At 71.3% G+C, this 19,778-nt stretch carries 17 protein-coding genes; 16 read left to right on the forward strand and 1 reads right to left on the reverse strand.

Translation table 11 applies throughout. From position 1 onward, the window contains the following. The first annotated feature begins 50 nt into the window (after positions 1-50). Genes pheS through Q9S36_RS37225 form a run of 3 tightly spaced genes read left to right on the forward strand, consistent with a single transcriptional unit; the run spans position 51 to position 4,052 of the window. Positions 51-1,091, forward strand: coding sequence for a phenylalanine--tRNA ligase subunit alpha (gene pheS, locus Q9S36_RS37215; protein ID WP_311289796.1), 1,041 nt, complete (start codon positions 51-53; stop codon positions 1,089-1,091). Then, positions 1,091-3,601, forward strand: a complete 2,511-nt coding sequence (gene pheT / locus Q9S36_RS37220; RefSeq protein ID WP_311289797.1) for a phenylalanine--tRNA ligase subunit beta — start codon at positions 1,091-1,093, stop codon at positions 3,599-3,601. Before pheS ends, pheT begins: the two co-directional genes overlap by 1 nt. 58 nt (positions 3,602-3,659) lie before the next feature. Next, complete coding sequence (locus Q9S36_RS37225; RefSeq protein WP_311289798.1) at positions 3,660-4,052, forward strand: hypothetical protein; 393 nt, start codon at positions 3,660-3,662, stop codon at positions 4,050-4,052. A gap of 6 nt (positions 4,053-4,058) precedes the next feature. Here the strand turns inward: Q9S36_RS37225 and Q9S36_RS37230 are convergent, their stop codons facing one another. Then, positions 4,059-5,183: an AAA family ATPase gene (locus Q9S36_RS37230; protein WP_311289799.1), complete on the reverse strand. Its 1,125-nt coding sequence runs from the start codon at positions 5,181-5,183 to the stop codon at positions 4,059-4,061. Between the two features lie 57 nt (positions 5,184-5,240). On the opposite strand from Q9S36_RS37230, the gene Q9S36_RS37235 reads away from it, so the two are divergent. The 13 genes from Q9S36_RS37235 to tyrS all read left to right on the forward strand — a co-directional run bounded on the left by Q9S36_RS37235 (position 5,241) and on the right by tyrS (position 19,433). Next, on the forward strand, positions 5,241-6,011 hold the full coding sequence (locus Q9S36_RS37235; RefSeq protein ID WP_311289800.1) for an ABC transporter ATP-binding protein: 771 nt from the start codon (positions 5,241-5,243) through the stop codon (positions 6,009-6,011). Further along, complete coding sequence (locus Q9S36_RS37240; protein WP_311289801.1) at positions 5,993-7,573, forward strand: hypothetical protein; 1,581 nt, start codon at positions 5,993-5,995, stop codon at positions 7,571-7,573. The genes Q9S36_RS37235 and Q9S36_RS37240 overlap by 19 nt, the downstream gene beginning before the upstream one ends. A 49-nt stretch (positions 7,574-7,622) precedes the next feature. Next, positions 7,623-8,615, forward strand: coding sequence for an NAD-dependent epimerase/dehydratase family protein (locus tag Q9S36_RS37245; protein ID WP_311289802.1), 993 nt, complete (start codon positions 7,623-7,625; stop codon positions 8,613-8,615). A gap of 208 nt (positions 8,616-8,823) precedes the next feature. Next, on the forward strand, positions 8,824-9,888 hold the full coding sequence (gene argC / locus Q9S36_RS37250; protein ID WP_311289803.1) for an N-acetyl-gamma-glutamyl-phosphate reductase: 1,065 nt from the start codon (positions 8,824-8,826) through the stop codon (positions 9,886-9,888). After that, positions 9,885-11,042 (forward strand): bifunctional glutamate N-acetyltransferase/amino-acid acetyltransferase ArgJ, encoded by a 1,158-nt coding sequence (argJ, locus tag Q9S36_RS37255; RefSeq protein ID WP_311289804.1) that lies wholly within the window; start codon positions 9,885-9,887, stop codon positions 11,040-11,042. The genes argC and argJ overlap by 4 nt, the downstream gene beginning before the upstream one ends. Continuing rightward, positions 11,039-11,938 (forward strand): acetylglutamate kinase, encoded by a 900-nt coding sequence (gene argB, locus Q9S36_RS37260; protein WP_311289805.1) that lies wholly within the window; start codon positions 11,039-11,041, stop codon positions 11,936-11,938. Before argJ ends, argB begins: the two co-directional genes overlap by 4 nt. Continuing rightward, positions 11,935-13,194, forward strand: coding sequence for an acetylornithine transaminase (locus Q9S36_RS37265; RefSeq protein WP_311289806.1), 1,260 nt, complete (start codon positions 11,935-11,937; stop codon positions 13,192-13,194). The genes argB and Q9S36_RS37265 overlap by 4 nt, the downstream gene beginning before the upstream one ends. Continuing rightward, positions 13,191-14,114 carry an ornithine carbamoyltransferase gene (gene argF, locus Q9S36_RS37270; protein WP_311289807.1) on the forward strand — a complete coding sequence of 308 codons (924 nt, stop codon included), beginning with the start codon at positions 13,191-13,193 and terminating at the stop codon, positions 14,112-14,114. The genes Q9S36_RS37265 and argF overlap by 4 nt, the downstream gene beginning before the upstream one ends. Beyond that, positions 14,093-15,220, forward strand: a complete 1,128-nt coding sequence (locus Q9S36_RS37275; RefSeq protein WP_311289808.1) for a heparan-alpha-glucosaminide N-acetyltransferase domain-containing protein — start codon at positions 14,093-14,095, stop codon at positions 15,218-15,220. The genes argF and Q9S36_RS37275 overlap by 22 nt, the downstream gene beginning before the upstream one ends. Next, positions 15,217-16,647 carry an argininosuccinate lyase gene (gene argH, locus Q9S36_RS37280; RefSeq protein WP_311289809.1) on the forward strand — a complete coding sequence of 477 codons (1,431 nt, stop codon included), beginning with the start codon at positions 15,217-15,219 and terminating at the stop codon, positions 16,645-16,647. Before Q9S36_RS37275 ends, argH begins: the two co-directional genes overlap by 4 nt. Before the next feature lie 88 nt (positions 16,648-16,735). Beyond that, positions 16,736-17,377 (forward strand): SatD family protein, encoded by a 642-nt coding sequence (locus tag Q9S36_RS37285; RefSeq protein ID WP_311289810.1) that lies wholly within the window; start codon positions 16,736-16,738, stop codon positions 17,375-17,377. Further along, entirely contained in the window at positions 17,374-18,069 is a 696-nt protein-coding gene (locus Q9S36_RS37290; RefSeq protein ID WP_311289811.1) for a hypothetical protein, read from the forward strand. The genes Q9S36_RS37285 and Q9S36_RS37290 overlap by 4 nt, the downstream gene beginning before the upstream one ends. A gap of 50 nt (positions 18,070-18,119) precedes the next feature. Further along, positions 18,120-19,433, forward strand: a complete 1,314-nt coding sequence (tyrS, locus tag Q9S36_RS37295) for a tyrosine--tRNA ligase (RefSeq protein ID WP_311289812.1) — start codon at positions 18,120-18,122, stop codon at positions 19,431-19,433. The last annotated feature ends 345 nt before the right edge of the window (positions 19,434-19,778 follow it).

Below are 19,778 nucleotides of genomic sequence, written 5' to 3' on the forward strand. Positions count from 1 at the left end.
GTCGTCCTACCGGCGGGCCGCACTCCGGGCCGCCGGTAGACTCGTCTCTCGTGTCCGACGCACCCCAGATCACCCCCGAGGCGGTGGATGCCGCCGTCGCCGAGGCGCTGGCCGCCTTCGCCGCCGCTCCCGATACCACGGCGCTCAAAGCCGCCCGTTCGGCCCACACCGCGGAGGGGTCGCCGCTCGCGCGTCTGAACGCCGAGCTGCGGAACGTCCCCAACGACCAGAAGGCCGCCTTCGGCAAGCTCGTCGGTCAGGCTCGCGGTCGTGTGAACCAGGCGCTCGCCGCCCGTGAGGCCGAGCTCGCCGCGGCCGAGACGGCGGCGAAGCTCGAGGCCGAGCGCGTCGACATCACCGCGATCGTCCCCGCGACGCGTGTCGGGGCGCGGCATCCGATCTCGCTCCTGCAGGAGGAGATCGCCGACCTCTTCGTCGGCATGGGGTGGGAGATCGCGGAGGGTCCCGAGCTCGAGCACGAGTGGTTCAACTTCGACGCGCTGAACTTCGCCCCCGACCACCCTGCGCGTCAGATGCAGGACACCTTCTTCGTCGACCCGGTGGCGCGTCACCTGGTCATGCGCACGCACACGAGCCCCGTTCAGGTGCGCTCCATGCTCGAGCGCGAAGTGCCGATCTACATCCTCTGCCCGGGACGGGTGTACCGCACCGACGAGTTCGACGCGACCCACCTGCCCGCGTTCACGCAGTTCGAGGGCCTCGTGATCGACGAGGGCATCACGATGGCGAACCTCAAGGGCACGCTCGACCACGCCGCGAAGGTCCTCTTCGGTGCCGAGGCCAAGACCCGGTTCCGCACCAACTACTTCCCGTTCACCGAGCCGTCCGCCGAGCTCGACCTGTGGCACCCGACCTTCCCGGGCGGCGCGCGCTGGATCGAGTGGGGCGGATGCGGGATGGTGAACCCCAACGTCCTCCGCGCCGCGGGCATCGACCCCGAGGTCTACTCGGGCTTCGCCTTCGGCATGGGCATCGAGCGGACCCTCATGTTCCGCAGCGATGTGCAGGACATGCGCGACATGGCCGAAGGCGATGTCCGCTTCAGCGAGCAGTTCGGAATGGTGGTCTGATGCGCGTCCCGCTCTCCTGGTTGCGCGAGTACGTCGACGTCGCGCCCGGCACGACCCCCGAGGACGTCCTCGCGTCGCTCGTCTCGGTCGGGTTCGAGGAGGAGGACGTGCACACGTTCGACCTCAGCGGACCGATCGTCGTCGGCCGTGTCGTCTCGTTCGAGGCCGAGCCGCAGTCCAACGGCAAGACCATCCGGTGGTGCCAGGTCGACGTCGGTGAGGCGAACGGCGGCATCCGCGGCATCGTCTGCGGTGCCGGCAACTTCTTCGAGGGCGACAAGGTCGTCGTGACCCTGCCCGGTGCGGTCCTTCCCGGGCCCTTTCCGATCGCCGCACGCAAGACCTACGGTCATGTCTCCGACGGCATGATCGCCTCGGCCAAGGAGCTGGGCCTCGGCGACGAGCACTCCGGCATCCTGCGCCTCACCGAACTCGGTCTCGACCCCGAGGTCGGCACCGACGCCATCTCCCTGCTCGGGCTCGACGACGTGGCCGTCGACATCAACGTCACCCCCGACCGCGGCTACGCCCTGTCGATCCGCGGCGTGGCACGCGAATACGCCCACGCCACGGGAGCGACCTTCCGCGACCCGGGTCTGCGCGACTTCGAGGAGCTCGAGCAGCCGACAGGCGGATTCCCCGTCGCGATCGACGACGCGGCGCCCATCCACGGCAACCCCGGCGCGAGCGAGTTCGTCGTCCGCATCGTGCGCGACGTGGACCCTTCCCGCCCGACGCCGCCGTGGATGACCGCGCGGCTCACGCTCGCCGGCGTCCGCTCCCTCGGCATCCTGATCGACATCACCAACTACGTGATGCTCGAACTCGGCAACCCGATCCACGGTTACGACCTCGACACGCTGACCGGTGGCATCACCGTCCGTCGCGCGACCGCCGGGGAGAAGCTCACCACCCTCGACGGCAAGGAGCGCACGCTCCACACCGAGGACCTGCTCATCACCGACGACTCCGGCCCAATCGGCCTGGCGGGTGTCATGGGCGGCGGCAGGACCGAGATGGGGGATGCCACGCGCAACGTCCTCATCGAGGCGGCGATCTTCGACACCGTGTCCATCGCACGCACGGCCCGCCGGCACAAGCTGCCCAGCGAGGCGTCGCGACGCTTCGAGCGCGGCGTCGACCCGCTCATCCCGTTCGTCGCCGCCCGCCGCGTCGCCGACCTCATGGTCGAGCTCGCCGGCGGCACGCTCGACACGGAGACCGGCGGCGCACTGTTCGCCGAGGTGTTCATCCCGTCGATCGAGCTGCCGAAGACCTTCACCGCCGGCCTGATCGGCGTCGACTATTCCGACGACGAGGTCGTCGGCGCCCTCGAGACGATCGGATGCGACGTCGAGGACGAGGGCGAGGCCTGGGAGGTCATCCCGCCGTCCTGGCGTCCCGACCTCACCGACCGCTGGACGCTCGCGGAGGAGGTCGCCCGCATCCACGGGCTCGACCGCATCCCTTCCATCCTCCCGACCCCGCCGTCCGGGCGCGGACTCACGCCGCACCAGCGCGGACGCCGGCGCGTCGCGAACGCCCTCGCCGCGGCCGGGTTCGTCGAGGTCGTCGCGTTCCCGTTCACCACCGAGGAGCAGAACGACCTCCACGGCTCGGCGACGGGGGAGCACCTCCCCTCGATCCGTCTCGCGAACCCGCTCGACGGCCAGGCGCCGTACCTGCGACGCTCGCTCCTGCCCGGTCTGCTGCAGATCGCGCACCGGAACGTCTCGCGCGGCTTCACCGATCTCGCGCTCTTCGAATCGGGCAGCGTCTTCACCCCCGACGAGGGCGTGACCTACGGCACCGACACCGTCCCGCCGCTCGCGCAGCGCCCCGACGAGCAGACCCTCGCGGCCCTGCACGGCTCCATCCCGCCGCAGCCGCGGCACGTTGCCGTGCTTCTCCACGGCAACGCGGCGGTCAAGCGTCCCGGCGGCGCCGCGGCGCCGAACGACCTCGCGGCCGCGCTCGGCGCGGTCCGCACGATCGCCGCCGCGGCGGGCGTGCAGATCGACGTGCAGCAGGGTCAGCGCGCAGCGCTCCACCCGGGGCGCACCGGCATCCTCACCGTGCGCGGTGATGAGGTCGGCTACGTCGGCGAGCTCCTCCCGGCCGTCGCCGAGGCGGCCGACCTGCACGGACGCGTGTTCGTCGCGGAGCTCGACCTCGACGGCATCCTGTCGCTCGTGCGCGAACCGGAGGTCTCCCCCTCACTGGCGACCTTCCCCGCGGCGACGCAGGACGTGTCCCTCGTCGTGCCGGCGGACGTCGCCGCCGGTGACGTGCGGGCCGCCCTCGTCGACGGCGCGGGGCAGCTTCTCGAGGATCTGCGCCTGGTCGACGACTACCGCGGTGCCGGCGTCGCTGACGGGTCGAAGAGCCTCACGTTCGCGCTGCGGTTCCGCGCCGACGACCGCACGCTGACGGCATCGGAGGCCACCGACGCGAAGCTCGCCGGTGTCGCCGTCGCCGCGGAACGCTTCGGGGCGACGATCCGCGACTGACGATGTCCCCCCGAACGGCCGACTGCGGGGTCGGTCGTCCGAGGGGTACGTTTCGGTCATGACATCCACGACTGCCGGTGCCCGACCGTCCGAGGGCGGCGCGCCGCTGCGCATGCCGCGCGGAGCGGTCCTCATCCGCGCCCTGGCGATCGTCAATCTCCTCACGATCGTGATGAGCGTGGTCGCGTTCGCGACGGGGTGGCAGTACGGGACATGGCTGTTCCCGCAGGCAGCCGTCTTCTTCCCCAGCGCCTGGGCCGAGATCGTCCCGCGCGGAGCGGTCTGGCTCGTGTTCGCCGGCATCGCGGCGATCGCCGCAGGTGTAAGTGCGCTGCGTGCGCCCGCGGGGCATCGGGGCTACGCGGTTTTCCGCTCGCTCACGATCTTCGGCGCGGTGGTCGCCGTCGTGATGGCTGCTCTCGTCGTCGCGGCCTCGTTCATCACGCTCTGACCCGCGTCAGCGCGTGCCCCAGTTCCACGGCGGACCCCCGAGTCGCCCCTGACCGCTCACGAGCGTGCCGTCGAGGTGCCGTTCGAGCGGGATCCGGTGGGCGTCGGGGAGGGCGTCGATGAGCCCCGCGGCGTGCGACACCAGAAGCACCTGCGTCTGTGCGGCCGCCGCTCGTACGAGGTTCGCCAGCGGCGCGAGCAGGCTCACGTGCAGGCTCGATTCGGGCTCGTTGAGGATCGTGAGCGGCGCCGGCCGGGCGGGAAGCAGCGCCGCGCAGAGCAGCAGGTAGCGCAGCGTGCCGTCCGAGAGCTCCGCGGCGGCCAGCGGCCGGAGCAGGCCCGGCTGCGTCAGGGTGAGTCGCAGGAGGCCGTCGGATGCCGCGATGCGCACCCGACTGCCCGGGAACGCCTCATCCACCGCCCGATCGAGCAGGCCGCCGAACCCCGCGTCGACCACGGTCGCCCACACGGAGGCGAGGTTCGATCCGTCGTGCGCGAGCACGGGGGATCTCGTGCCGACCTGCGGGCGCCGCGCGGGGGCGTCCGCATCGACGCGGAAGTGGTCGTAGAACCGCCAGCCGTTCATGATGCGTCGCAGACCCAGCAGCTCGGGTGCGGTGTCGCCGTCGGCGAGGTCGGTGATGATGCTCTCGAAGGGGGCGAGCTTCTGGTCGAGCGAGACCCACCCGCCGTCACGGACGCGCGTCTGGGCGCGCAGTCGGTCGATGAGGAGCGTCGACGGTTTGGCGAGCGGGCCGGCGAAGATCTGCTCGCGCTTGATCTCGGGGTCGCGCGCGAACACGCTGTCCTGCGACGCCTGCGGGATGCCCAGATCGACGAGGTAGCCGAGCTCGTCGGACGCGAACCCGAGTCGCACCGCGATCGGGTTACGGCGCACCGTCCCCTGATCGCCGCCGTTCTCCGGGCCCGCCCAGAGCAGCGAGGACAGACCGCCCTCGCGGGCGACGGCGCCGATGAGGTCGCCGGTCGCGGCGGAGGCGAGCAGCCGCAGGGCGCGGTAGAGGTTCGACTTGCCCGAGCCGTTCGGGCCGGTCACGACGGTGAGCTCCTGCAGGGGGATCACGACGTCGCGGAGCGACCGGTAACCCGAGACGGCGAGCGTGCGCAGCATCCCTCCACTGTGCCAGTCGGCCCCGACACGCGTGGTCGGGGCGGTTAGGCTCGGCCCGTGACCGACTCTCCGACCGTCCCCGCCCTGCAGCTGACCGGATTGGTGAAGCAGTTCGGCTCCGTCACCGCCGTCGCCGGCATCGACCTCACGGTCCCCGCCGGATCGTTCTACGGGCTCGTCGGCCCCAACGGCGCCGGCAAGACGACGACCCTGTCGATGGCCACCGGGCTGCTCAAGCCCGACGCCGGGAGTGCCCACGTGCACGGTGTCGACGTGTGGGGCGACCCCGTGACGGCCAAGCGCATGATCGGCAACCTCGCCGACGGCATCCGGCTGTTCGACCGCCTGACGGGGGAGCAGCTCGTCACCTACACGGGCATGATGTTCGGCCTTCCCCGCGAGGAGATCGGCCAGCGGGTGTCGGACCTCCTCGACCTCATGGACCTGCGCGCCGCAGCCGGGTCGATCGTCGCGGACTACTCGGCCGGCATGACCAAGAAGATCGCGCTCGCCTGCGCCCTCATCCACGCGCCGCGTCTGCTGGTCCTCGACGAGCCGTTCGAATCGGTCGATCCCGTCTCGGCGGCGAACATCGAGGACGTCCTGCGCGGGTACACCGCCTCGGGCGGATCCGTCATCGTCTCCAGCCACTCGATGGACCTGGTGCAGCGCATGTGCGACCACGTCGCCGTCATCGCCGCCGGTCGGGTGCTCGCCGCGGGGACCGTCGACGAGGTCCGCGCCGGCGACAGCCTGCAGAACCGGTTCGTCTCGCTCGTCGGCGGACGCCACCAGTCGGAGGGACCGCAGTGGTTGCGACAGTCCTGAAGCTGCGGTACCGCGCCCTCGCGAACACGCTGGCCCGTCGGCCGTGGCAGCTCGTGGGCTTCATCTTCGGCGCGCTCTGGGCCATCGGCGCGCTCGTTTCGATCGTGGCCGGGATGGTGGCGCTCGCCGTGTTCCAACCGCTCGAGACCGCCACCGTCGTGGCGGTGCTCGGGGGGAGTGCGCTGCTGCTGGGATGGGTGCTCGGTCCGATCCTCCTCACCGGCATGGACACGTCCATCGACGCGCGCGGCCTCGCCGTCTTCCCGTTCACGCGGACCCAGACGATGCTCGCACTCGGCGGCACCGGGCTGACCGGTCTCCCCGGCATCGCGACGACCCTCGCGGCGCTGAGCACGGTCATCCTGTGGGTGAGGTGGCCGCTGGCGGCGGTCGTCTCGATCCCCGCGGCCGTGCTCGCGGTGATCACCTGCGTCCTCGCCTCCCGTCTCGTCGGCGAACTTTCCGGCGGACTGGGCGGCAACCGCCGCGGCCGCGAACTCATCGGCACGGTCGTGCTGATCCTGCTCGTCCTGTCGGGGCCGATCCTCATCGGCGTTCTTACCCTGCTCGACGCCGGCGGCGACCTGGTGACGAGGCTCACGTCCGCGGCCGCGGTCCTGCCGTGGACCCCGATCGGCGCCGCGTGGGGCGTCGCCCCCGCGCTCGCCGCGGGCGACGTCCTGTCGGCGGTGGCGCGCCTCGGCATCGTGGTCGCCACCGTCGGCGTGCTGTGGGTGGTGTGGTCGCGGGTCATCGACGCGGGGACGGATGCCGCGCCGCGCCGCACCCGCAAGGTGGCGGCTGCCGGCCGCCTCGGCCTCTTCGGTCTCCTGCCGACCGGCGGCGTCGGTGCGACCTGGGCGCGATCGCTGAACGGCTGGCTGCGCGACCCGCGGTACCTCCGTCAGCTCCTGGTCGTACCCCTCCTGCCGATCGTGTTCCTCGTCACCGGCGGGACCGACGGGTTCTTCTTCGGCTTCTCGCCCGTCTTCGCGGCGCTGATGCTCTCCATCGCCGGGTACACCGACGTCTCCTACGACGGCACGGCGTACGCGACCGTCCTCGCCACGGGTGTGCGCGGCGTGGCCGACCGGGCCGGCCGCACCCTGGGTGCGGCGTGCGTCGGACTGCCGCTCATCGTCCTGCTCGCGACCGTGACCGCGATCCTCTCGGGCAACCTGGCGACACTCCCGATCACGCTGGGCGCCTCCGTGGGCATCGTCCTCGTCGGTTACGGGGTCTCCGCCGTCTCGTCGGCGCTGATCATCAGCCCTGTGGCGGCTCCGGGCGACAGCCCGTTCAAGAGCGTGCCGGGCCAGACCTTCGTCAACGGACTGCTCGCCTTCGTCGTGTGGGGTGTCGTCATCGCGCTGTCGACGCCGACCATCGCGGTCGCCGCCTACGCCTCGACCACCGAGGACGGGTTCTGGACCTGGGTCGCGCTCGCGGTGGGCGTCGTCGAAGGCGTCGTGATCGCCGTCCTCGGCATCGTCATGGGTGGTCGTCTCCTCGACCGGACCGGACCCGACCTGCTGGCGAAGATCCGGGCGCTCCCGAGCTGATCGCACCGCGGGGTGTCGCCGGGCGGTCGTCGCTGGTTCGATGGGGGGCATGACCCGCATCCTCGTCCTCAGCGGCACCGGCTGGCTCGGATCCCGCGTCGCCCAGCGGTGGGTCGACCGCGGCGCCGAGGTGACCTGCCTCGCGCGCGGCCACCGTGCCGCGCCGGCGGGCGCCCGTCTCGTGGTCGCCGACCGCGCCGCGCCCGATGCCTATCGCGAGGTCGCGGACCGGGACTGGGACGACGTCGTCGATGTCTCCTCGGTCCCGTCGTACGTGCAGGCGGCTGCGGACGCCCTCGGCGGTCGCGCAGCGCACGCCACCTACGTGTCGAGCGTCTCGGTGTACGCCGGAGCGGAGGAGGAGGGTGCGGACGAGACCGCCGAGATCGTCCCCGCGTGGCAGGACGGCGACGAGGAGGACTACGCCCGCGCGAAGGTCGCCGCCGAGCGCGCCGCGGACGGTCTCGCCGCACGGCTCGCGATCGTCCGACCCGGACTCATCGTCGGCCCCGGCGACCCGACCGACCGATTCGGCTACTGGCCGGCGCGGTTCGCCGCGGCGGCCGACGGGCCGGTCCTCGTGCCGCAGACGGAGGGCCGGGTGCAGGTGATCGACGTCGACGACCTGGCGGACTTCATCGTGGCGGCGGGCGCCCGCGCGTTCGAGGGGGTCGTGAACGCGGTGGGCGAGCCGCATCCCTTCGCCGGGCTCGTCGCCCTCGTGCAGCGGCTCTCGGGGCACACGGGTCAGGTGCAGGTCGCTCCGGGCGACTGGCTCGAACGCCACGGCGTGAGCCACTGGATGGGTCCGCGGTCCCTTCCGCTGTGGCTGCCCGACGACATGCCCGGCTTCGCGACGCGCAGCAACGCGGCCTATCGCGCGGCGGGCGGCCGCATCCGTCCCCTGGTCGAGACGACCGCGCGGGTCCTCGACGACGAGCGCGCCCGCGGTGTCTCGCGCTCGCGCGGGTCGGGGCTCGAGCGCGCCGCGGAGCTCGACCTCCTGCGCATCCTGACGGAGGGTCCCGCGACGGCGTCGTGACCGTCGATTTGCGGGACCGGATGCCGCGACGATACCGTCGCGGTGTGTCCTCCGCCGCGATCCTCCCCGCCTCCGCGGGTTCGCGCGCGCGTCGACGTCTGGGCGACCGCCGACGCTAGGCGACCCTCCCGCTGTGCTCCGCGTCTCGGAGTGAGCCGCAGGTGTCGCCGTTCCGGCCCCGTTCCCCCCAGACAATAAGGTTGAATCCATGACCATCTCGGTCGCCGTCTCCGGCGCTTCCGGCTATGCGGGCGGCGAGATCCTCCGCCTGCTCGCCGCTCACCCCGAGGTCGAGATCCGCACCGTCACGGCGCATTCCAACGCCGGGCAGCCGCTCATCGACCATCAGCCGCACCTGCGCTCGCTCGCGCACCTCACCCTGCAGGACACGACGCCCGAGGTCCTCGCTGGCCACGACGTCGTCTTCCTCGCCCTGCCGCACGGTCAGTCCGCGCAGTACACCGAGATGCTGGCGGACGTCCCCCTCGTCATCGACGCGGGTGCCGACCACCGACTGACCGACCAGGCCGCGTGGGACCAGTTCTACGGCGGCGACTTCCCCGAGCCGTGGGCGTACGGCGTGCCCGAGCTCCTCGTCGACGGAGGGAAGCAGCGCGACGTGCTGGCGGGTGCGCGGCGGATCGCCGCGCCGGGGTGCAACGCGTCCACCGTGTCGCTCAGCCTCGCGCCCGGTGTGGTCGCCGGGGTCATCGACCCCGGCGACATCGTGTCGGTCCTCGCGGTCGGCCCGTCCGGAGCGGGCAAGAGCCTCAAGACGAACCTCCTCGCCTCCGAGATCCTCGGCAGCGCGAACCCGTATGCCGTGGGCGGCACGCACCGCCACATCCCCGAGATCCGTCAGGCGCTCGCCGCCGCCGCGCCCGCCGCCGCCGCGCCCGCCGCCGCCGACATCCGGATCTCGTTCACCCCCGTCCTCGTCCCCATGGCGCGCGGCATCCTCGCGACCTCGACGGCGCCGATCGTGCCCGGTGTCACCGACGCGCAGATCCGGGAGGCGTGGGAGTCCGCGTACGCCGACGAGACGTTCGTCCAGGTGCTGCCCGAAGGGCGATTCCCGCGCACGGCGGACGTCCTCGGCGCCAACACGGCGCTCCTGGGCCTCGCTATCGACCGCGCCGCGAACCGCGTCGTCGTGGTCGCCGCGGTCGACAACCTCGTCAAGGGCACCGCGGGTGCCGCCATCCAATCGATGAACATCGCCCTCGGTCTCCCCGAGTCGACGGGTGTGAGCGTGAACGGAGTAGCCCCGTGAGTGTCACGGCAGCGCAGGGATTCGAGGCGGCCGGCGTCGCCGTCGGCCTGAAGTCGACGGGAGCGAACGACGTCGCGATCGTCGTCAACCGCGGTCCGAAGAAGGTCGGTGCGGCCGTCTTCACCACCAACCGCGCCAAGGCGAACCCCATCCTCTGGTCGCAGCAGGTCATCGGGGACGGCCTCGTCGAGGCGATCGTCCTCAACTCCGGCGGAGCGAACTGCTTCACCGGGCCCTTCGGCTTCCAGACCACGCACCAGACCGCCGAGAGGGCCGCCGAGCTCCTGGGCGTCGGCGCCGGCGATGTCCTCGTATGCTCGACCGGGCTCATCGGCACGGGGGACGAGGTCTTCCGCGCCAAGGTCCTCGACGGCGTCGAGATGGGGGTCCGCGCCCTCTCCGCCGACGGGGGCGAGGCGGCATCCTTCGCCATCATGACCACCGATTCCCGGCCCAAGCGTGCCGTGGTCGCTCGGGGCGGCTGGACCGTCGGCGGCATGGCCAAGGGTGCCGGCATGCTCGCCCCGGGGCTGGCGACGATGCTCGTCGTCATCACGACCGACGCGGATCTGGATGCCGCGGCCGCCGACACCGCGCTCCGCGAGGCGACGCGGGTCAGCTTCGACCGGCTCGACTCCGACGGCTGCATGTCGACGAACGACCAGGTGACGCTCCTCGCGAGCGGAGCCAGCGGCATCCGACCCGACCCGGCCGACTTCGCCGCCGCTCTCACCGAGCTGTGCCTCGACCTCGCGACGCAGCTGCAGGGCGACGCCGAGGGGGCGAGCCACGACATCACGATCGAGGTCGTCGGCGCCGCGAGCGAGGACGACGCCGTCACGGTGGGCCGCTCGGTCGCACGCAACAACCTCTTCAAGGCCGCGATCTTCGGCAACGACCCGAACTGGGGTCGTGTGCTCGCCGCGATCGGGACGACGGATGCCGCCTTCGACCCCTACGACGTGGACGTGTCCTTCAACGGGGTCCGCGTGTGCACGGCCGGCGGCCCCGATCGCCCCCGCGAGGAGGTCGACCTGACGCCCCGCGCGACCCACATCCTCATCGACCTGCGCGTCGGGGATGCGGCGGCGACGATCCGCACCAACGACCTGACCCACGACTACGTCCACGAGAACAGCGCCTACTCGTCATGACCGACATCCAGCAGACCACCCCAGAAGAGGCCGCCGGCAAGGCCGCGGTCCTCGTCGAGTCCCTTCCCTGGCTCAAGCGTTTCCGCGAGCAGATCGTCGTCATCAAGTACGGCGGCAACGCGATGGTCAGCGAAGAGCTGCAGACCGCGTTCGCCGAGGACATCGCCTACCTGCACCACGTCGGTGTGAAGGTCGTCGTCGTCCATGGCGGCGGCCCGCAGATCTCGAAGATGCTCGACCGTCTCGACATCCCGAGCGAGTTCAAGGGCGGCTACCGCGTCACGAGCACCGAGGCCATCGGCGTCGTGCGCATGGTCCTGGCGGGGCAGATCAACCCGCAGCTCGTCTCGCGGATCAACGCGCACGGCTCGTTCGCGACCGGCATGTCCGGGGAGGACGCCGGGCTCTTCCAGGGGCGGCGCCGGGGTGTCGTCGTCGACGGCGCCGAGCACGACCTCGGGCACGTCGGCGACGTCGTCGCCGTCGACCCTCAGCCGATCCTCGATCAGCTGGCCGCGGGTCGCGTACCGGTCGTCTCCTCGATCGCCCCCGACGTCGACGATCCGGGCAGCTCGCTCAACGTGAACGCGGATGCCGCCGCCGCCGCCCTCGCGGTCGCGCTCGGCGCGGTCAAGCTCGTCATCCTGACCGATGTCGCGGGGCTCTACGCCGACTGGCCCAACCGCGACTCGCTCGTCTCGAACCTGACCGCGACGGAGCTGCGGACGATGCTGCCGCGCCTGGAATCCGGGATGATCCCGAAGATGCAGGCATGCCTCGACGCTGTCGACGGCGGCGTGAACCGCGCCGCGATCATCGACGGACGTCAGCCCCACTCGGTGCTGGTCGAACTCCTCACACAGCGGGGGATCGGGACCGAGGTGGTGGCGGGATGACCGTGCAGACGACGACGACCTGGAAGGACGATGCCGCGCGCGACCTCGTCCTCAACTCCGGCGAACGCTACGCGATGCTCGTGCGCGGGGAGGGCGCTCACCTGTGGGACGACGAGGGCACGCGCTACCTCGACTTCCTGGGTGGAATCGCCGTGATCTCCCTCGGTCACGCGCACCCGGTCTTCGTGCAGGCGGTCGCCGACCAGGCCGCCACCCTCGGCCACGTCTCCAACTACTTCGCGACGCCGCCGCAGCTCGGGCTCGCCGCCCGCCTCAAGCGGCTGGCGGGCACGGGGGAGTCCGGCCGGGTCTACTTCGGCAACTCCGGCGCCGAGGCCAACGAGGCCGCCTTCAAGCTCGCCCGCCTGCACGGCGGATCCGAGCGCCCCCGCATCCTCGCCCTGAAGAACGCGTTCCACGGGCGCACGATGGGGACCCTCGCCCTCACCGGCAAGCCCGCCATGCAGCAGCCGTTCGAGCCGATGGTCCCGGGTGTGGAGTTCCTCGACTCCACGATCGAGGCGCTCGAGGCGGCGATCGACGACCGCGTCGCCGCCCTGTTCGTCGAGCCCATCAAGGGCGAGGCCGGCGTGCTCGAACTGCCCGAGGGATACCTCGCCGCCGCGCGCGAGATCACCCGGCGCCACGGCGCGCTCCTGATCATCGACGAGATCCAGACCGGCGCCGGTCGCACGGGGGCATGGTTCGCCTTCCAGCACTCCGGGATCACCCCCGATGCGATCACGGTCGCCAAGGGGATCGGCAACGGCATCCCGATCGGCGCGCTCGTCACCTTCGGCGCCGCGAGCGACCTGTTCTACCCCGGCACCCACGGGTCGACCTTCGGCGGCAACCCGCTCGCGACCGCGGTCGCGTCGGCCGTCCTGGACGAGATCGAACGAGCCGGACTCGTCGAGACGGCCGCCGAACGCGGCCGGCAGATCCGCGACGCGGTCACCGCGATCGGTTCCCCGTTGGTGACCGGATGCCGCGGCCAGGGGCTCCTCATCGGTGTCGCCCTGCGGCATCCCGTCGCCGGAGCCGTCGTCGCCGCGGCGCAGCAGCACGGGCTCATCATCAACGCCGCGAACGACGCGACGATCCGCCTGGCGCCGGCGCTCACGATCGGCGATGTCGAGATCGACGAGTTCCAGACGCTGTTCGCTCGTGCTCTCGCCACCGTCGAGGACGCCCTGATGCTCGACGACACCCCCGGTACCGACGACACTTCTGACACGACGGAGGCCCCCGCATGACCCGCCACCTGCTGCGCGACGACGACCTGACCCCCGCCGAACAGACCGAGATCCTCGACCTCGCGGTCGAGCTCAAGGCCGACCGCTGGAAGGAGAAGCCACTCGCGGGTCCGCAGACCGTCGCCGTCATCTTCGACAAGTCCTCCACCCGCACCCGTGTCTCGTTCGCCGTCGGCATCGCCGACCTCGGCGGGTCCCCGCTCATCATCTCGACGGCGAACAGTCAGCTCGGCGGCAAGGAGACCCCGTCCGACACGGCGCGCGTCCTCGAGCGTCAGGTCGCTGCGATCGTGTGGCGCACCTACGCGCAGGCAGGTCTCGAGGAGATGGCGGCGGGCACCCGCGTCCCCGTCGTCAACGCGCTGAGCGACGACTTCCACCCCTGCCAGCTGCTCGCGGACCTCCTCACCATCCGCGAGCACAAGGGCGAGCTGAAGGGTCTGACGCTGACGTTCTTCGGCGACGGTCTCTCCAACATGTCGCACTCGTACGCGCTCGCCGGCGTCACCGCCGGCATGCACGTGCGGATCGCCTCGCCGGAGGCTTACGCGCCCCGGGCGGACGTGGTCGCCGACGCCGACCGGATCGCTGCGGAGACGGGCGGATCGCTCACCCTCTTCACCGACCCGAACGAGGCCGCGGCCGGTGCCGACGTCATCGTCACCGACACGTGGGTCTCGATGGGCAAGGAGGAGGAGAAGATCGCCCGCCTGCGCGATCTCGGCTCCTACAAGGTGACCCAGGAGACCATGACGCTCGCGAAGGACGACGCGATCTTCATCCACTGCCTCCCCGCCGACCGCGGGTACGAAGTGGATGCGGATGTCATCGACGGTCCGCAGAGCGTCGTCTGGGACGAGGCGGAGAACCGCCTGCACGCGCAGAAGGCGCTGCTGGTGTGGCTGCTCCGGCAGCAGTGAGCCGTGCCTGGCGGAGCTGGAACGGCCCCGCCAGGCTCCACGGCCTCGACCTCGCCCGCGCCCTCGCGGTGTTCGGGATGCTCGCCGCCCACCTGCTCACCATCGAGCAACCGCTGCGGATCGACGACCCCGCGACGTGGATCGACGTCGTCAACGGACGCTCCTCGATCCTGTTCGCCGTGCTGGCGGGTGTGTCGATCGCGCTCATGACCGGGGGACGGATGCCGCGCCGCGCCCCGCGACTGGGCGTAGACCGCCGTCGTCTCGCGGTCCGGGCCGTCCTGCTGTGGGCGATCGGTCTGCTCCTGACACAGACCGGCGTCCCGATCTACGTGATCCTGCCGGCCTACGGCATCCTCTTCCTCCTCGCACTGCCCCTGCTGGCGCTTCCGCCGTGGGCGCTGTGGGCGATCGCGGCATCCGTCGCCCTCGTCGTCCCCTGGTTCCTGCCGTTCCTCGACGCCCTGCCGATCTGGGACGGCGAGGCGGGGGAGACGCTCTTCTTCGCCGTCGGGTGGGCCTACCCCTTCCCGCTGTGGATCGCTTTCGTCGCGGCGGGGATGGCGCTGGGGCGCACCGATCTGCGGCGGGCGGGCACCCAGGCGCTGATCCTCGCGGCGGGTGTCGCACTCACGGCGCTCGGCGCGGTCATCGGGCTCCTCGCGGACATGGCCGGCGGGGCGCCACCGGACTCCTACGCCGCGACCGTCCTCAGTGCGGAGGCGCACAGCGGCGGGATCGTCGAGGTCGTGTCGTCGACGGGGTTCGCGATGGCCGTCCTCGGCGCGTGCCTGCTCGTGTGCCGTACGCCGCTGACCTGGGTGCTGGCACCTCTGCGCGCCGTCGGATCGATGCCCCTGACCGCCTACGTCGGCCAGGTCGTCGCCTGGGCTCTCATCGCCCTCGCGGTGCTCGGCGACACGACAGACCTGCGGGCGTTCCGCGATCTGCATCCGCTCGGGTGGTTCTACCTGGGAGCGATCGTCCTGTGCAGCCTGTGGGCGATCCTCGTCGGCCGCGGACCGCTCGAGAGTGCGCTCGCGGCGGTGTCGCGGCGAGCGGTGCCGACGGACGGCGGGGAGCCCGCCGATAGGGTGGAGTCGTGAGCGAGAGCAAGAACGAAGCGACGAATCAGGGTGCGTTGTGGGGCGGGCGTTTCGCCTCGGGGCCCTCGCCGGAGCTCGCTGCGCTGAGCCGCTCGACGCACTTCGACTGGGCCCTCGCGCTCTACGACCTGCGCGGTTCGCACGCGCACGCGCGCGCCCTGGGACGTGCCGGTTACCTCACCGCCGACGAGGAGGCCCGGATGCACGCGGGCCTCGATGCGCTCGGCGAGGCGGTGCGGTCGGGCGAGCTCGTCGCGACCGAGTCGGACGAGGATGTGCACGGCGCCCTCGAGGCGGCGCTGATCCGCGAGGTGGGCCCCGAATTGGGCGGCAAGCTGCGGGCCGGACGCAGCCGCAACGACCAGATCGCCACGCTCGTGCGGCTGTTCCTCCTCGATCACTCGCGCGTGATCGCGCGTGATCTCGTGCGTGTCATCGATGCCATCGTCGCGCAGGCCGAGGCGCACCCCCAGGCGATCATGCCCGGTCGCACGCACCTGCAGCACGCGCAGCCCGTCCTGCTCGCCCACCATCTCCAGGCGCACGCCTGGCCCCTCGTCCGCGACCTCGAGCGGCTCCGCGACTGGTCGGTCCGCGCGTCGGTCTCGCCCTACGGCGGGGGAGCGCTCGCCGGTGCCACGTTCGGCCTGGACGCGCAGCTCGTCGCTGACGAGCTGGGTCTCGCCCGGCCCGCCGAGAACTCGATGGACGGCACGGCCGCCCGCGACGTGGTCGCCGAGTTCGCCTTCATCACGGCGATGATCGGTGTGGACATCTCGCGTTTCGCCGAGGACATCATCATCTGGAACACGCGGGAGTTCTCCTTCGTCCGCTTGGACGACGGCTTCTCGACGGGTTCGAGCATCATGCCGCAGAAGAAGAACCCCGACATCGCCGAACTCGCGCGCGGCAAGTCGGGTCGCCTCATCGGCAACCTGGCCGGTCTGCTCGCGACGCTGAAGGCGCTGCCGCTTGCGTACAACCGCGATCTGCAGGAGGACAAGGAGCCGGTCTTCGATTCGGTGGCGACCCTCGAGGTGCTGCTGCCGGCGTTCGCGGGCATGATCGCCACCCTCCGTTTCGACACGGAACGCATGGCGGCCTCGGCGCCCGAGGGGTTCTCCCTGGCCACCGACGTCGCGGACTGGCTGGTCAAGCGCGGTGTGCCCTTCCGGGACGCGCACGAGATCTCGGGTGCGCTGGTGCAGGCGTGCGAGTCGCGCGGGATCGAGTTGGCGGATGCCGACGACGCCCTCCTCGCCGAGGTGTCACCGCACCTGGAGCCGGGGGTGCGTGAGGTGCTCACGGTCGAGGGATCGGTGGCGAGCAGGGATGGGTCCGGTGGGACGGCTCCGGTGCGGGTCTCGGAGCAGCGCGCTGCGCTCGTCGCGCGCACCCAGGAACTCGCTCGCGCCCTGAGCGCGTGACTTTGCGACCGTCTCCCTCACTTATCTCCTCGACAAAATAAGTAAAAAGCTTATTGCCAGCTCGGCATAAGCGGCCTACCCTGTCCCTATGAGCGACGACGCAGCGGTGATCGCCGACATCGTCGGATCACGCAGCCTTCCGGACCGCGCGGCGGCGCAGCAGGCGATCGTGGCGACCGCGGAACGCGTCCACGCGGACCACCCGGTCGCCGGTGCACCCCTCACCGCGACCGTCGGGGACGAGTTCCAAGCCGTCTACCCGGGACTCGCGGCGGCGCTGACGTCCCTGCTGCTCGTGCAACTGCACCTCCCCGACGGGGTTCAGCTGAGGTTCGGGGTCGGTGTCGGCACGGTGAACCCGGTCGACGAGTCGATCACGGACGGACCCGGATGGTGGGCAGCCCGGGCCGCGATCGACGAGGCCCACCGATTGCAGGACCGCGCCGTGCCGCGCGCGCGCACCCGGATCGCCGCCGCGGAGGGGCAGGATGCGGTCATGCTCCACCGCATCGCGTACGCCAACGCCTACCTGCTCGCGCGGGACGATCTCGTCGCGTCGATGAGCGAACGGACGCGACGGCTGACCTACGGACGCTGCCTCGGCCGTACCCAGCGGGAGCTCGCCGAGGCCGAGGGCGTCACCCAGCCCGCGGTCTCGCAGGCGCTCGCCTCGGCGGGGTCCGCGGCGCTCGTCGCGGGTTTCGCCGACCTGAGCCGGGAGCTCTCGTGATCGGCGCGGGGATCGTCCTTCTGGCGGTGGGTGTCGCCGACCTCATCCGCCTGTACGTGCCGTCTCGGGGCCGCGCCGGTGCGTACGCGGTCGCCGCTCTCGTCGTCCTCATCGGTGCCGCCGGTGCGGACGCGGTGGTGTGGGCGTTCGTCGCCGTCGCGGTCGCGGCCGTATGGGTCCTCGCGACGCCCGGCTCCGCCGGGGGCCGGGCGGGTCTCTGGCCGCTCGTCGCGGTCGCCGTCGTCGCGTTCGTCGCGGTCGCGTTCGACGGAGTGCGCCCGGATCAAGGGCCGCTGGGCGAGTCGTGGCCCGCGGATTCCCCCCTCGGCGCCGTCAGCCTGGACGTGGCGCTGTTCGTGCTCGGCGCGGTCGTCTTCCTGAGCGAATCCGGCAACGTGGTCGTCCGCGCCGCGCTCCGCGGGGGAGACGTCGCCGCCGACGCCCCGGACGCGTTGAAGGGCGGCCGCCTCATCGGCCCGCTCGAGCGTGTGCTCGTGTTCGCCTTGACGGTGACCGGCGCGTTCACGCTCCTGGCGGCGGTCCTCGCGGCGAAGGGCATCGTGCGGTTTCCCGAGATCTCCCGTGACAGTGACCTGGGCACGCGCGCCGAGTACTTCCTCATCGGCAGCCTGGTCAGCTGGGTGACGGCGCTCGGTGCCGCCTTCCTCCTCTGGTGGGGGACGTCGGTCTGACCCGTGCCGGCACGCGGGGCCGCCGCACGCCCGCTGATAGCCTGGAAGGCGTGTCTGAATCCGCTCCGAGCGCCGAACTGAAGGCCCTCGCGCCCGCCAACGACCCGTCCTTCGCGAACGTGTGGGACGAGATCGTCTGGCGTGGTCTCGTGCACGTGTCCACCGATGAGGCATCGCTCCGCGAGCTCCTCTCGGGGGAGCCGATCACGTACTACTGCGGGTTCGACCCGACCGCTCCGAGCCTGCACCTCGGCAACCTGGTCCAGCTGCTGCTCCTGCGACGGCTGCAGCTCGCCGGGCACAAGCCGCTGGGCCTCGTCGGTGGGTCCACCGGGCTCATCGGGGACCCGCGCCCGACGGCGGAGCGCACGCTCAACACCCGTGAGACCGTCACCGAGTGGGTCGAGCGTCTGCGCGGTCAGGTGGAGCGCTTCCTCAGCTTCGAGGGAGACAACGCTGCGCGGATGGTGAACAACCTCGACTGGACGGCGCCCCTGAGCGCGATCGATTTCCTCCGCGAGATCGGCAAGCACTACCGCGTCGGCACGATGCTGAAGAAGGATGCCGTCGCCGCCCGCCTCAACTCGGATGCGGGGATCAGCTACACCGAGTTCAGCTACCAGATCCTGCAGGGCATGGACTTCCTGGAGCTCCACCGCCAGTACGGCTGCGTCCTCCAGACCGGTGGCAGCGATCAGTGGGGAAACTTGACGAGCGGGACCGACCTCATCCACCGGGTCGAGGGAACGTCCGTTCACGCGATCGGCACCCCGCTCATCACGAACAGCGACGGGACGAAGTTCGGCAAGAGCGAGGGCAACGCCGTCTGGCTGGATGCCGACATGTGCAGCCCGTACCGGATGTACCAGTTCTGGCTCAACACCGACGACGCCGACGTCATCGCGCGACTGAAGGTGTTCACCTTCCTGACGCGTTCCGAGATCGAGGAGTACGAGCGACTCGTCGCCGACGAACCCTTCCGCCGCGCCGCGCAGCGCCGGCTGGCGATCGAGGTCACGACGACCGTCCACGGGGTGGATGCCGCGACCGCGGTCGCCGCGGCGTCGGACGCCCTGTTCGGTCAGGGTGATCTGACGGCGTTGGATGCCCCGACGCTGCGCTCCGCGTTGGAGGAACTCCCGCACATGACGGCGGCCGGCGGCGTGCCGGTCGTCCAGGCACTGCTCGAGACCGGTCTCGTGTCGAGCGCGAGCGAGGCGCGCCGCGCGATCGCCCAGGGCGGGGTGTCGGTCGACGGCGTCAAGGTCGCCGACGAGGAGCACGTCGTCTCCGGTTCGCTTCCCGGTGGTGTGTCGGTGGTGCGGCGGGGCAAGAAGACCCTCGCAGGGGTGTTCGTCTCCTGACCGCGGCGTTCCGAGAGGCCGTCGTCCCCGCCGTGGGGAGGGCGGCCTCTCTGCGTACGGCGCGGATTCCTGCGCGACACGCCCGGGATGCGAACATGATTTGCCCGACCCGGGGGAGCGGCGTAACTTATTACTTGTTCGCCCCACAGGGAAGAGCGAGAGACCGAAAGGCCTCCGGCCCCCTCAAGCGGAGAACGAAACCCATCCCAAACCTCTCGTAGAGAGAACAAGGCCTTGTGGTCTAGGATGGGGACTCCACCTCGAAGCCCCGTGGTGATGAGCCCGACACGATCTTCTGATCGTTGCGTGCCGTCGTGATCGGGAGTCGAGCGAAGAGTCAGTGAC

The organism is Microbacterium sp. ARD31 (assembly GCF_031844425.1).

What these genes read in the sequence shown, in the direction of transcription:
- pheT (WP_311289797.1), top strand. Translation starts at nt 1,091, where the DNA reads ATGCGCGTCCCGCTCTCCTGGTTGCGCGAGTACGTCGACGTCGCGCCC.
- Q9S36_RS37225 (WP_311289798.1), top strand. Translation starts at nt 3,660, where the DNA reads ATGACATCCACGACTGCCGGTGCCCGACCGTCCGAGGGCGGCGCGCCG.
- Q9S36_RS37230 (WP_311289799.1), bottom strand. Translation starts at nt 5,183, where the DNA reads ATGCTGCGCACGCTCGCCGTCTCGGGTTACCGGTCGCTCCGCGACGTC.
- Q9S36_RS37245 (WP_311289802.1), top strand. Translation starts at nt 7,623, where the DNA reads ATGACCCGCATCCTCGTCCTCAGCGGCACCGGCTGGCTCGGATCCCGC.
- argC (WP_311289803.1), top strand. Translation starts at nt 8,824, where the DNA reads ATGACCATCTCGGTCGCCGTCTCCGGCGCTTCCGGCTATGCGGGCGGC.
- argB (WP_311289805.1), top strand. Translation starts at nt 11,039, where the DNA reads ATGACCGACATCCAGCAGACCACCCCAGAAGAGGCCGCCGGCAAGGCC.
- Q9S36_RS37265 (WP_311289806.1), top strand. Translation starts at nt 11,935, where the DNA reads ATGACCGTGCAGACGACGACGACCTGGAAGGACGATGCCGCGCGCGAC.
- argF (WP_311289807.1), top strand. Translation starts at nt 13,191, where the DNA reads ATGACCCGCCACCTGCTGCGCGACGACGACCTGACCCCCGCCGAACAG.
- Q9S36_RS37285 (WP_311289810.1), top strand. Translation starts at nt 16,736, where the DNA reads ATGAGCGACGACGCAGCGGTGATCGCCGACATCGTCGGATCACGCAGC.